Annotated in this window: 12 protein-coding genes; 3 read left to right on the forward strand and 9 right to left on the reverse strand. The window is 44.9% G+C overall.

All coding sequences use genetic code 11. The features are described 5' to 3' along the window. Window positions 1-3: 3 nt before the first annotated feature. On the reverse strand, window positions 4-507 hold the full coding sequence (locus tag R7Z78_RS10990) for a GNAT family N-acetyltransferase (protein WP_005380119.1): 504 nt from the start codon (window positions 505-507) through the stop codon (window positions 4-6). Then, complete coding sequence (locus R7Z78_RS10995) at window positions 491-1,018, reverse strand: ubiquinone anaerobic biosynthesis accessory factor UbiT (protein WP_054574856.1); 528 nt, start codon at window positions 1,016-1,018, stop codon at window positions 491-493. The genes R7Z78_RS10990 and R7Z78_RS10995 overlap by 17 nt, the downstream gene beginning before the upstream one ends. A 363-nt stretch (window positions 1,019-1,381) precedes the next feature. Between R7Z78_RS10995 and R7Z78_RS11000 the strand changes: the two genes are divergently transcribed. The 3 genes from R7Z78_RS11000 to R7Z78_RS11010 all read left to right on the forward strand — a co-directional run bounded on the left by R7Z78_RS11000 (window position 1,382) and on the right by R7Z78_RS11010 (window position 5,467). Beyond that, a complete protein-coding gene (locus tag R7Z78_RS11000; RefSeq protein ID WP_005380112.1) occupies window positions 1,382-3,421 on the forward strand; it encodes a bifunctional diguanylate cyclase/phosphodiesterase in 2,040 nt (679 codons plus the stop codon). A gap of 133 nt (window positions 3,422-3,554) precedes the next feature. Beyond that, window positions 3,555-4,568 carry a ubiquinone anaerobic biosynthesis protein UbiU gene (locus R7Z78_RS11005; RefSeq protein ID WP_064376538.1) on the forward strand — a complete coding sequence of 338 codons (1,014 nt, stop codon included), beginning with the start codon at window positions 3,555-3,557 and terminating at the stop codon, window positions 4,566-4,568. Window positions 4,569-4,588: 20 nt separating this feature from the next. Continuing rightward, window positions 4,589-5,467, forward strand: coding sequence for a U32 family peptidase (locus R7Z78_RS11010; protein WP_169644378.1), 879 nt, complete (start codon window positions 4,589-4,591; stop codon window positions 5,465-5,467). Window positions 5,468-5,518: 51 nt separating this feature from the next. On the opposite strand, the gene R7Z78_RS11015 is transcribed toward R7Z78_RS11010, so the two are convergent. From R7Z78_RS11015 to rbfA, 7 genes are all read right to left on the reverse strand, one after another. After that, on the reverse strand, window positions 5,519-6,865 hold the full coding sequence (locus tag R7Z78_RS11015) for an MATE family efflux transporter (RefSeq protein WP_017635889.1): 1,347 nt from the start codon (window positions 6,863-6,865) through the stop codon (window positions 5,519-5,521). Between the two features lie 124 nt (window positions 6,866-6,989). Next, entirely contained in the window at window positions 6,990-7,412 is a 423-nt protein-coding gene (locus R7Z78_RS11020; RefSeq protein ID WP_104975560.1) for a MarR family winged helix-turn-helix transcriptional regulator, read from the reverse strand. 99 nt (window positions 7,413-7,511) lie between these two features. Further along, window positions 7,512-8,432 (reverse strand): lipoprotein NlpI, encoded by a 921-nt coding sequence (gene nlpI / locus R7Z78_RS11025; RefSeq protein WP_104975561.1) that lies wholly within the window; start codon window positions 8,430-8,432, stop codon window positions 7,512-7,514. A gap of 178 nt (window positions 8,433-8,610) precedes the next feature. Then, window positions 8,611-10,746 carry a polyribonucleotide nucleotidyltransferase gene (gene pnp, locus R7Z78_RS11030; RefSeq protein WP_054574827.1) on the reverse strand — a complete coding sequence of 712 codons (2,136 nt, stop codon included), beginning with the start codon at window positions 10,744-10,746 and terminating at the stop codon, window positions 8,611-8,613. A 292-nt stretch (window positions 10,747-11,038) separates the two neighbouring features. Continuing rightward, window positions 11,039-11,308, reverse strand: a complete 270-nt coding sequence (gene rpsO, locus R7Z78_RS11035) for a 30S ribosomal protein S15 (protein ID WP_005380094.1) — start codon at window positions 11,306-11,308, stop codon at window positions 11,039-11,041. Between the two features lie 141 nt (window positions 11,309-11,449). Continuing rightward, a complete protein-coding gene (gene truB / locus R7Z78_RS11040; RefSeq protein ID WP_005380088.1) occupies window positions 11,450-12,403 on the reverse strand; it encodes a tRNA pseudouridine(55) synthase TruB in 954 nt (317 codons plus the stop codon). Beyond that, a complete protein-coding gene (rbfA, locus tag R7Z78_RS11045) occupies window positions 12,403-12,798 on the reverse strand; it encodes a 30S ribosome-binding factor RbfA (protein ID WP_005380087.1) in 396 nt (131 codons plus the stop codon). Before rbfA ends, truB begins: the two co-directional genes overlap by 1 nt. Window positions 12,799-12,883 lie beyond the last annotated feature (85 nt).

Here is a 12,883-nt window from a genome sequence, read left to right on the forward strand (position 1 = left end):
CATTTACAGTTCAGAGAACTCTGGCGCATAGTCTATGCGTCCGGAGCGTCCAGCACATTGACCTTCGACCAACTCTGCGACTCGAAATGCACCTTTAGGGACATCCCAAGCACATTCAAAGCCCATCTCGTCGCATGATTGAAAACCCTGGCGCGCGTAATAATCAGGATCGCCCAACACTACACACACTGGGTAACCAAAATCACGCAGTGAATCAAAACCTTCTTTGATCAACTCTGCAGCGATGCCTTGGCGACGGTAATCTTCATGAACAGCTAATGGCGCTAGCCCTTGCCATGACAAATCTTCACCATTTAAGGTCACAGGGCTAAATAAAGCATGGCCTATCACCTCTCCCTCATCTGTACACGCGACTAAGGAAAGCGTGAATTTGCTGTTTTCGCGCAAACGCATCACAAGCTCAGCTTCAGCTTCCGTCGGGAAGGCGTGTTTCAATAAGCGGTCAATGGTAAGAATGTCCGCTGGGGCTTCAGTTCGAATAAGCATTCGCTACTCCGGTTGGTTGTGCAGGCGCTTGAACTCCTTTCTGAACAAAATCAGCCAATTGATTCAAAGCGACTTGCATTGCTTTCGGTAACTGCTCTAAGTCGACACTGTCCATTAAGTTTTTCACTTCTAAGCCAAGCTCAGTATCACCTTCAATTGAAAGGCGACGTTGGAAGAACAGTGTGTCAGGGTCTTCTTTACGACCAGCAATCAGTACTAGGTCGTTTAGATTACCACTAAAACTCACATCTTCCTGAACTGGTTTTTCAGCTACCACCAATTTTTCGTCTTGATAGCTGATGTACCATGCTAAGTTCAAGTCTTTAATCGCAACTTTTAACCACTTGTCTTCAAGGAACTCAAAGTCACCATCTTCCAAGGCTTCTTTAAACACCATTTTTAGCCCTTCCAGCAACGCTTTTTGCTGAATTGGCTGTGGAAATAACTGGACTGGAGAACGCAAAATATTAGCTGCGTTCTTTACTAGTTGACTGCGAATCTTGTTTAACACGTTCATTATCCGTTACTTTGTCATTAGGTTGCTTATATTAAGCAATCGTGGCGATGAGATTACTGTTATGTATCAATAAAGTGCTTATTTTAGATTGGTGGTTTATTGCTCACTAACGCTTCTTTTTTTGAACTTACGTGTATTATTGATGCGAACAGGTGGATAAACACTTTTACAACCGTATTTTCAAAGTTATAGTTATCTGAGCGTATCCATGTGATTGTCGACTGCACAGCTAAAACCGCGAGCCCTTTAATGGCAAGTAACACTTTAGCTTGGTGGTAGACCGCCGCAGGCTTATCAGGGTGTCGCTTTTTATACACGGACGAATAATCTGGCTCATTGGAGATCGGTAATACCCTAATGCCTTCCCAGCAATTAAAACATTGGTTTGCCACGCTAACCTCAAATAGCCCTTTCTTCTTTGCCATTCTTGATAAAAAACACAATTATCGAATGGTAAGTGACCGTTACTGCGATATCGCAGGTTTAAGTCATGAGGAAATCGTCGGCTTAAACGATTGCCAAGTGCTGGGTGAGCAGTTTTATAAGAAGCTTGCACCATACTATCAGCGCGCGTTCAAAGGGGCACATGTCGAAGCCGAAATCACGCTCGATGAAACCGACCTTGAAACCAGCCTTCACTTTAGTCTTTCGCCAGTTTTTGAAGGTAACGACATTCGCTTTGTTGTTTTTCACGCTGTCGATACTTCAGAAAAGCAGATACTCGTTCGCTCCTTAGAAGAGTCCGAAAGTAAGTTTGCGAAGTTAACACAACTGCTACCAGACGGCTTACTGCTTATCGAGGATGATATTGTCATCTCTGCGAACCCCGCATCAGCGCGCCTTCTCGGACTTAACTCTCCTCATGAATTGTTGGGTGAAGAGCTAAGTCGTTTATTCATCGATGAAAACAGTAAAAAGGTATTTAGTCATCGATTGAGTACATTAATTTCTGACAAACCTTTTGTCTGCTTAACCAGCGCAAGATGCGGCTTTGAACGGAAAGTTCAGCTACACGCGGATTCCACGGCGATATTAGGTAGCGAATCTCAAATTATCCTAATCCAAGATGCTGATGATGCGCCCAAAAACCTGTCTTCTGCATCGAATGAAGACATACACATTGACTCGCTCACCAAACTCTACAACCGCTTTGGCTTCACCAAACGTTTGGAACAGCTGATCAAAAAGCAAACACCGCTTCTGGTGTTCTATTTGGATATCGATAACTTCAAAAACATTAATGACTCACTTGGTCACCATATTGGAGATAAAGTGATTCAAGAGGTATCGGCCCGTCTTAAACGGTTACTGCCAAACCAAGCGATTATTGGTCATTTGGGTGGCGATGAGTTTGGCGTCATTCTGCCGGAGCCAGAAAACACCCGCATGGCTGAAATTTTGTCCGATCGCATTATCTCGTTGATCAACCAACCTTTCGACTTGCACCACTTCAGTAAACGCCTTGCGTGTTCAATTGGTAGCGTTCGATACCCTGAAGACGGACAAGATGCGCGAATCCTACTACAAAATGCCGATACTGCGATGTATGAAGCCAAAGATCGTGGTAGAAATCGTCTGATCAAATTTAACGATCAAATGAACAAAGAAGCGCGTATGCGTTTGTGGCTTGAAATCGAACTGCAAAAAGCATTGCAGCAGAACGGTTTGGAAGTGTGGTATCAACCTAAGGTTAACGCGCGAGACTTCAGTATCAACGGCGCAGAAGCGCTCGTTCGTTGGAAGCATCCAGTCGAAGGGTACATTAGTCCTGGCTCATTCATTCCTGTCGCCGAGCGCGCTGGGTTAATAGAACACCTTGGACGTGTCGTGATGCGTGATGTTTTCAATACGGTAAAACGTTGGAAGCAACAAGGCATACTGCCAGGCCGTGTCGCCATCAACCTCTCTCCCGAGCAATTTGGCAACCCACAGCTGATCGACTTTATGGAAAAGCTGCTTCGCACTACCGAGCTTGATCCAAGCTGCATTACCTTCGAGCTAACCGAAAGTGCCGTGATGAGTGATAGCGAACATACACTGCAAATGTTGAATGCGATTAAAAAGCTTGGCTTCGCTCTCTCTATCGATGACTTTGGTACCGGCTACTCTTCTCTTTCTTACTTAGCGCGTTTCCCTATTGACGAGCTAAAAATCGACCGCGCTTTTATTAATGATATCGACACACTACCGAAACAAGTCACTGTGATTGAAAACATCATTAACCTAGGTAAGTCGCTCGACTTAACTGTCGTTGCCGAGGGGGTGGAAACCCACCAGCAAGCGACCCTGCTCTCTAACCTTCAATGTAATGCGATTCAAGGATTCCATTTTTATCGCCCGCAGCCAAAACATGAAATTGAAGAGCTGTTTGTACAGAATCGTCGTCACAAGAACTAACCCCGACCCGATACCCTTACTCGCAAGGGGTAAATATCGACTTTATTGAGCTAAACCTAACTTAGGTCAATTTCGCTATTCATAATTCTTCATAAAATGCGGACACCTTTTTATTCTCAATGATTGTGAGCATATGGAACTCTTGTGTCCCGCGGGTAACCTGCCTGCGTTAAAAACTGCGATTGATTGCGGTGCCGATGCCGTCTACATTGGTTTCAAAGATGATACCAACGCCCGTCACTTTGCTGGCCTCAACTTTAACGGCAAGAAATTAGAAAAAGCGGTGCAATACGTTCATGACCGCAATAAAAAAATTCATGTCGCGTTGAATACCTTCGCTCATCCCAATGGCTTCGAGCGCTGGACGAACGCAGTAGACAATGCAGCGGCACTGGGTGTAGACGCGCTGATTGTTGCAGACATTGCAGTGCTGGAGTACGCGGCTCGCAAATATCCCCATCTGGAACTACACCTTTCAGTGCAAGCATCAGCGACCAACGTCGCAGCCATTGATTTTTACAAACAAAACTTCAACGTAAAACGGGTAGTGCTACCCCGCGTTTTATCGATTCATCAGGTCAAACAGCTCTCACGCAACATCACTAGCGATGTCGAGTTAGAAGTCTTTGCTTTTGGTAGCCTTTGCATCATGTCTGAAGGTCGCTGCTACCTATCGTCATACATGACAGGCGAGTCTCCAAACACTGTGGGAGCATGCTCTCCAGCTAAGTACGTTCGCTGGCAAGAAACAGAAAATGGTCTGGAATCCCGCCTTAACGACATTTTGATCGATCGCTACAGCGCCGGTGAAAATGCGGGCTACCCTACCTTGTGTAAAGGTCGTTTCGAAGCAGAAATCGAAGGCGAGAAAAAACGCTACCACGCACTGGAAGAACCAACCAGTTTGAACACCCTCTCTATGCTGCCAGAACTATTTGCTGCAAATGTGGCGTCTGTAAAAATTGAAGGTCGCCAACGTAGCCCTGCTTACGTAGAACAAGTCACTCGAACATGGCGAGCCGCGATTGACCGTTACCAAGCAAACCCAGAAGCTTACCAAGTCGAAGCGGCTTGGGATGCCGCATTGGCAAACGTGTCTGAAGGTACGCAGACCACACTTGGTGCTTATCACCGCAAATGGCAGTAGAGGTTAAGATGGATAATTCAATGAAATACGCGCTTGGCCCGCTGTTGTACTTCTGGCCAAAACAAGACATCGAAGCGTTTTATGAACAAGCGAAATCAAGCTCCGCGGACATCATCTATCTTGGGGAAACCGTATGTTCAAAACGTCGAGAAATGAAGCCTTCGCATTGGCTTGAAATCGCAAAAGAGCTGTCTGCATCTGGCAAGCAAGTGGTGCTATCAACAATGGCACTACTAGAAGCTCCGAGTGAAGTAAACATAATGAGGAAGTACATCGACAACGGTGACTTCGCGATTGAAGCAAATGACGTATCTGCTGTTCAATTGGCATCAGAGCATAAAGTGCCTTTCGTCGTTGGCCCTGCAATCAATACTTATAACGCACACACGCTCAACTTATTTTTGAAGCAAGGTATGATGCGTTGGTGCATGCCTGTCGAGCTATCTCGCGAATGGTTAAACGATACTTTAGTTCAGTGTGACGAGCTTGGTATTCGTAACAAGTTTGAAGTTGAGGTATTTAGCCACGGTTATTTGCCTTTAGCGTATTCCGCTCGCTGTTTCACAGCCCGAGCTGAAAACCGAGCGAAAGACGATTGCGAAACCTGCTGTATCAAATACCCTACGGGTATCCAGGTCAGCAGCCAAGAAGGGCAAGAAGTCTTTAACCTTAACGGCATTCAAACACAGTCAGGGTATTGCTACAACCTCATCAATGACTTACCAAGTATGAAAGGGCTGGTTGATGTGGTCCGGTTAAGCCCTCTTGGTATGGACATTTTTTCAGAGTTAGAGCGTTTTCGCTCAAACGAATACGGCGATAATCCTGAAAAGCTCGAAAGCCGCCAATGCAATGGCTATTGGCATCAACTAGCGGGCTTAGAAGTAAAAACCATTTAATCCTTAAAGATAAAAGCGAGGCCTAGCCTCGCTTTTATCTGTTAGCTTTTGTTAGCAGGCTTGCACCCTTGGTTCGACAGAACTCTCATTAAGCAGCTTTTTCACATCTCGCCACAACATACTGATCACGACCAAACTCAATGCAATGTTAGACAATGGGAAAGCTAACCAAATACCTGTCACGCCGAAAAGTTTCGGCATAATGAATAAGAATGGCAACTGGACCAGCATGTTGCCTAGTGTTACAAACATAGCTTTGCTGCCTTTGTTTACTGATTGATAGTACGCGGCCGCAACAACTAAAAAACCATCTAAGAACAACGCAAACATGTGTAAACGAATCCCGATCACGGTGCTATCAATCAACTGTTGGTCAGCATTATTAAACACCGCAACCAGTTCGTACGGGAAAAGGTTCATCAAAACAACGAACGCCACCCCACCAAGCACAGATGTCCCCATCGCGACCTTTAATAACTTTCTGATGTTCTCCTGATTACGTGCACCGTGGTTGAAGCTCACTAAAGGCTGCATACCATTCGCAATTCCTTCTGCTATCAGATAGTAAACCGTCACGATGTACCCCAAAATGGCGTACGCTCCGATCAACATTGCACTTCCGTATTGAGCAAATAACGCGTTGTGCAGTGCCACCATCACAGAGCCGTAGGCGTACATAAAGAAACTTGATGTACCTATCATGATAATCTTCGGTGCAGCATCAACCTGAACTTTGAAGTCGCGGATACGAAGGCGTAATGTTGCTTTTGAAGTAAAGAAGTAACCAATACCGAGCACAGTGACCACTAATTGTGCAAGTGCAGTGGCAATAGCGGCTCCGGTTAACTCCCACTCTAACCAAGCAATAAATACGTAGTCTAATACAATGTTAATAACGGCACCGATGACCATCAAAATCGTTGCTAAGTTCGGGCTGTCGTCATTGCGTAATAAAAACGGAACTGCGATAGAACCCAACGTGAATACGCACGCGACAATCAGAATATGCAAATATTGCAGCGCAAGTTCAAACACTCGCCCTTCCGCACCTTGCCAGCGAATAAATTCATCCGAAAACAAGAACAATATTGTAGCAACGATTGGCATCAATGCCGCTAACAATGTCAATCCGGTCGTTAGGATTCGCTTAGCGCCTTCATGATCATTCTCTCCTTGCTTGATCGAAGTCAGCGCGCCAGTCCCCACCCCAATCATCATTCCTATACCGAGGATCGAACCGATAATAGGCCACGCAACATTGATCCCAGCTAATCCGTCAGCGCCAACATAACGGCCAATAAAAATGCCATCAACTATTTGATACAAACCGTTTACGAGCATTGCTGCGACGGTTGGAATCGTATATTTCCAAAACTGTCTATAAATTGAGTTTTGCATGACTGTCACCAGTAGTTAGCAAAGCTAACCATTTAATTAGCAAGACTAACTAAATGGTTAAATTAAATAAAAGAAAGATGAAACAACAAAAACTAAACCATACAGCTGAGGCCTTTGCTTCAGTTTAAAATGACTTATTACTCAATGCTTTATTCAATAAAGCTTGTAAGTGTTCAGCTTCTTGCTGATTTAATTGTTGCATCATTTGGTCAGAGATATCTTTGTACACTACCTGCTCCAAAGACATTTTTTCTGCGACTTCTTCCGTAAGCAACACACGCTTAGCACGAGCATCCTCATTACATGCGATGCGTTTCACCAAACCCTTTTTTTCCAAACGCACAACCATTGTCGATGCGGAAGGCTTAGTCACTTGCAGCTCTTCTGCAAGATCGGTTATTCGCACACCCTCAGGGTAAACCTGAATCACACGTAAATAATCGAACTCATTAAAGCTTAGATGTGATAATGGATCTTCTTTGGCATAGACACGCCAAGCTTTGGCGCAAAAACGCTCTAAATCAATCAAGCTTTCTTCTAATGCCATAAAAGCCACCACCACTTAGTTAGCAAGACTAACTATTTTAAATGAGTCACTCATCAAGTTCAATCATAAAAAAAGCCGCTCTCATCGAGCGGCTCTAAATCATTCAATTTCCAGCTTCTTGGCAGCCTTTAACTTGGCCAATCTATCTTGCTGTAATTGATCGTAAATTTGCGCCAATTCCAAGAAAGAATAGCGATGCTCAACATAATCGTAAACGTTGAACGAAATCGCGAGCTTATAAAGTGAGATGGCACTTGCGATATCACCTTCAAGCTGATTACGCTTTCCAAGGTAGAAATACGTTTCCGTCAATCGTACAGCTAGGCGATAGTTCTCTCTCGTTCCATCCATAATTGCTTTAAGCGCGTCTTCGTCCGAGACGTCTCGTAGCATGATAGCAACAAGAACCCATCCCCACTCTTCACTACGATCTCGTAAATAACGCTGTTGAAGATTGGCTTTTGCTTGCTCTGGATTTTGCTCAGCTTCGATGATGTACAGCCATAATGAACGAAAAGGATCCGTTGGCATTTCTTGATAGTGCTTGGTCATATCTTCTAAAGCGAGATCGATTCGACCACCATAATACAGTGCAATCGCACGGTTGCGCTCAGCATAGGTATTATCAGGAGCCAACTCTATGGTTGAGTCAAACGCTTCATATGCCGCATCAAACTCTCCTACTTGGGTAAAGTATACCCCCAAGAGATTGAAGATGTCCGGCTGAGCGGGATTCAACTGCAAAGACTGGTTAAAGTCCAAACGGGCAAGATCACGCAAACCAACGCTGTCGTAGTAGCTACCGCGCTCATAATGCATTTTAGCGCGCACTTCATCACTAAGGTCGGGACGTTGTAGCAACTGCGATAGACGCGCGATTTGTACTTCTTGTTGAACACTAGGCTGAAGTGGCACCGCCATCGGTGGATATAACCACTTTTGTGCTGATTGTTGAGAAGTATTTGCACAACCGGTCAGCGCGATAGCAACACATAAAATTGCGGTTTGAAACCATTTCACTAATTGATACTCCTGTTTGGACCGCTCAAGATTTGTTTCTCTTAATGCAATATAGGCGATAACCTCGTTTGAGGTTAATACATCGAAACAAACCAAAAAAGGGGAGCGAAAATGCTCCCCTTTTATAACATGCTTTCAGGCCTTTAATCTAATAAAAGGCTGAAAGTCTCATTTTGTCTTACTCGTCTTTAGCAGCCGGTGCTTCAGCAGCAGCTTCTTCAGCTGGCTTTTCTACCGCTTCTTTCATGCTTAGACGTACACGGCCTTGGCGGTCGATTTCAAGAACTTTAACTTGAACTTCTTGACCTTCAGCTAGGTAGTCAGACACTTTCTCTACGCGTTTTTCTGCGATTTGAGAAATGTGTACAAGACCATCTTTGCCTGGAAGAACCGTTACGAATGCACCGAAGTCAGCTAGACGTGCAACTTTACCTGTGTAGATACGGCCCACTTCCACTTCAGCAGTGATCTCTTCGATACGGCGGATAGCTTCTTTCGCAGCAGTGCCTTCAGTTGCCGCAATCTTGATAGTACCGTCGTCTTCGATTTCGATAGTTGTACCAGTCTCTTCAGTTAGAGCACGGATAACTGCACCACCTTTACCGATAACGTCTTTGATCTTCTCAGCGCTGATCTTCATCGTGTGAATACGCGGAGCAAATTCAGAGATGTCTTCACGAGCACCAGAGATTGCTTCATCCATTACAGATAGGATGTGCTTACGTGCGCCTTGAGCTTGGTTAAGCGCAATTTGCATGATTTCTTTAGTGATGCCTTCGATCTTGATGTCCATTTGAAGTGCAGTGATACCAGTGTTAGTACCTGCTACTTTAAAGTCCATGTCACCTAGGTGGTCTTCATCGCCAAGGATGTCAGAAAGTACAACGAAATCGTCACCTTCTTTAACAAGACCCATTGCGATACCAGCAACAGATGCTTTGATTGGCACACCTGCGTCCATAAGTGCAAGAGAAGTACCACATACTGAAGCCATTGAAGATGAACCGTTAGATTCAGTGATTTCCGATACAACACGTACTGTGTATGGGAACTCATCAACAGAAGGCATTACTGCAGCAATACCACGCTTCGCCAGTTTACCGTGGCCGATTTCACGACGCTTAGGAGAACCTACAAAACCAGTTTCACCTACACAGTATGGAGGGAAGTTGTAGTGCAGTAGGAAGTGATCTTTACGCTCACCAGTTAGCTCATCGATGATTTGAGCATCACGCTGAGTACCTAGCGTTGCCGTAACGATCGCCTGAGTTTCACCACGAGTGAATAGCGCGCTACCGTGAGTACGAGGAAGAACACCAGTACGTACATCTAGTGCACGAACCATGTCTTTTTCACGGCCATCGATACGAGGGTTACCTGCAATAATACGGCTACGTACTACTGTCTTCTCTAGATCATGGAAGATAGTGTGGATTTCTTTTGTATCTGCTTCAGGATCTTCAGCAAGAAGAACTTCATTTACTTCCGCAGCGATCTCATGGATGCGGTCGTAACGAGCCATTTTCTCAGTAATTTGGTAGGCTTCAACAAGTTTAGCTTCTGCTAGATCAGCAATCTTATTTTTAAGCGCTGTGTTCTCTTCAGGAGCAACCCAATCCCAAGCAGGAGTTGCAACTTCTGCTTTGAATTCGTTGATAGCTTTAATAGCAACTTGTTGTTGGTCATGACCATAAACAACCGCCGCTAGCATTTCTTCTTCAGTTAGGTTGTCCGCTTCTGACTCAACCATCAATACTGCTGACTCTGTACCTGCAACAACAAGGTCAAGCTTAGAAGTTTCTAGTTCAGTTTGGCTAGGGTTAAGTACAAGCTGACCATCGATATGACCAACACGCGCCGCACCGATAGGGCCGTTGAATGGAATGCCAGAGATAGCAAGAGCAGCAGAAGTACCGATCATTGTAACGATATCTGGCTGAACATCTGGGTTTACAGACATTACTGTCGCGATAACCTGAACTTCGTTTTTAAACGCGTCTGGGAATAGCGGACGGATTGGACGGTCGATTAGACGAGCTGTTAGCGTTTCGCCTTCAGAAGGACGACCTTCACGTTTGAAGAAGCCGCCTGGGATTTTACCCGCAGCGTAAGTACGCTCTTGGTAGTTAACCGTTAGTGGGAAGAAGTCTTGACCTGCAACGGCTTCTTTTTTACCTACAACAGATACGAATACAGACGTATCATCCATTGTGACCATAACTGCTGCTGTAGCTTGACGTGCAATAACGCCAGTTTCTAAAGTAACTGTGTGGTTACCGTACTGGAACGTTTTAACAACTGGTTTTTCGAACATTGTTATTCCTTGTTTCTAATCTTCCTTTAGTGCTTAAAGAAATCTTAGATGTGTTAATTGACACTCAAGGCATTACGAATCGCGACTAGTAAAAAGAAACTCGGAAATTCCTTTTGAATAGTCGCGACCTTTTGGTCGACGTGGTTGACTGTAATGCTATGAGCTTTTGAGAAAACCTCTTACAAGGTTTAGCCGCCAGTATTATAACGGCATAAGTCTAATTTGGCTAAATTTAGGCAACAAAAAAGGGGCATAAAGCCCCTTTTTAGACAAACTGCTATGCAGTCGCTGATTAGCGACGTAGGCCTAGACGTTTGATTAGGTCTTGGTAGCGAGCTAGGTTTTTACCTTTTAGGTAATCTAGAAGCTTACGACGACGAGAAACCATGCGTAGAAGACCACGACGGCTGTGGTGATCGCCTTTGTGCGCTTTGAAGTGACCTTGTAGGTGGTTGATAGAAGCTGTAAGTAGAGCTACTTGAACTTCTGGTGAACCAGTGTCGCCTTCGCCTTGTGCGTATTCTGCAACGATTGCTGCTTTAGTTTCTGCATTCAGAGACATAATTCTCTCCTAATAAGAGTAGGTTTAAAGTTGTAGCAGCCAATCTCTGATTCAGCCGCTACGCGAAGCGCGGATTATAGGGAAATTTCCTATCTCGTGCAATATAAAAATACCGACACTCAGATCGGTATTTTCAATCATTTACTTGGATGCAACGTCATCTCGGAACACGACCAATCGCTTAGGAGCGATTTTGCCATCTTCGTTCATTTCGCCAACGCCAATAAACAAGCGTTCTTCACCCATAGTAAGGCGAAGTGAGCCCTCAGTCGGAGCACCAAATACTTGAACGGGCTGCCCATGTTGGACCATATTCGCCAGTTCAGGCACCAAGTTGACTTCTGGTAAGTCTTCTACCGCGGTATCCATTGGCAAAAGCAGTGGGTCCAGTAGCTCTCGAGGCGCTCGTTCCTCGCGGTGAGCTTGCTCTAGCAACTCATTTAGTTGCTCAAGTGTTACCATATTCTCGTAAGGGTATTTAGCAACACCAGTACGACGAAGCATAGTTACGTGCGCACCACAACCTAACATTTCGCCCAGATCATCAACGATAGTACGAATATAGGTACCTTTAGAGCAGTGCACTTCCATCTCTACTTCATCGCCTTCAAAACGGTGAAGAACAATCTCATATACCGTGATCTTACGAGATTCACGCGGAACTTCGATGCCTTTACGAGCGTATTCATACAAGGGTTTACCTTGATACTTCAACGCAGAGAACATGGAAGGCACTTGATCAGATTCACCACGGAACTGATCGATGCACGCTTCTAGCTTGTCTAACGTAACATCGACTGGACGCGTCTCTACAACTTCACCATCCGAGTCAGACGTATTGGTACGTTCACCCAGCTTTGCGATCACGCGGTAGCGTTTATCAGAATCAAGAAGAAACTGAGAAAATTTTGTCGCTTCACCCAAGCAAATTGGCAGCATGCCTGTCGCTAATGGGTCCAAGGCTCCAGTGTGGCCTGCTTTCTCGGCAAAGTAGATTCGCTTTACTTTTTGCAGTGCATCATTGGAAGAGATACCTGTTGGTTTGTCCAACAGTATAACGCCATTAATTGGACGACCTTTACGACGACGAGCCATTATTCTTCGTCCTCACGACCAGAATCTTTTTGCTTTTGTTTGTCTGAACTAACGACTTCAGACACTAGGTTAGACATACGCATACCTTCAACAAGCGTATTGTCATAGTGGAAGCGGATTTCTGGCGTTAAACGTAGACGAATACGCTTACCTAACATCATGCGAATGTGCACTTCGTGCTCACGTAGCGCTGCTAGACATGATTCTGGTGTTTGCTCACCCACACACAGGAAGGTCACAAATACTTTTGCGTAAGCTAGGTCACGAGAGACTTCTACGTCTGAGATCGTCACCATGCCAAGGCGAGAGTCACGAACTTCACGTTGAAGGATCATCGCTAGTTCTTTTTGCAGCTGCTGTGCAACGCGCTGCGTGCGGCTAAATTCTTTTGACATATCTTTACTCTTATATAGAAAGAATGGGGGGTTGGTCAAAGCCAGCCCCCCATGGTGTATTCAACAACCAATTACTACTTATCTT

The sequence above is a fragment of the Vibrio sp. 1167 genome, from assembly GCF_033340375.1.
GTDB classification, from domain to species: Bacteria; Pseudomonadota; Gammaproteobacteria; order Enterobacterales; family Vibrionaceae; genus Vibrio; species Vibrio alginolyticus.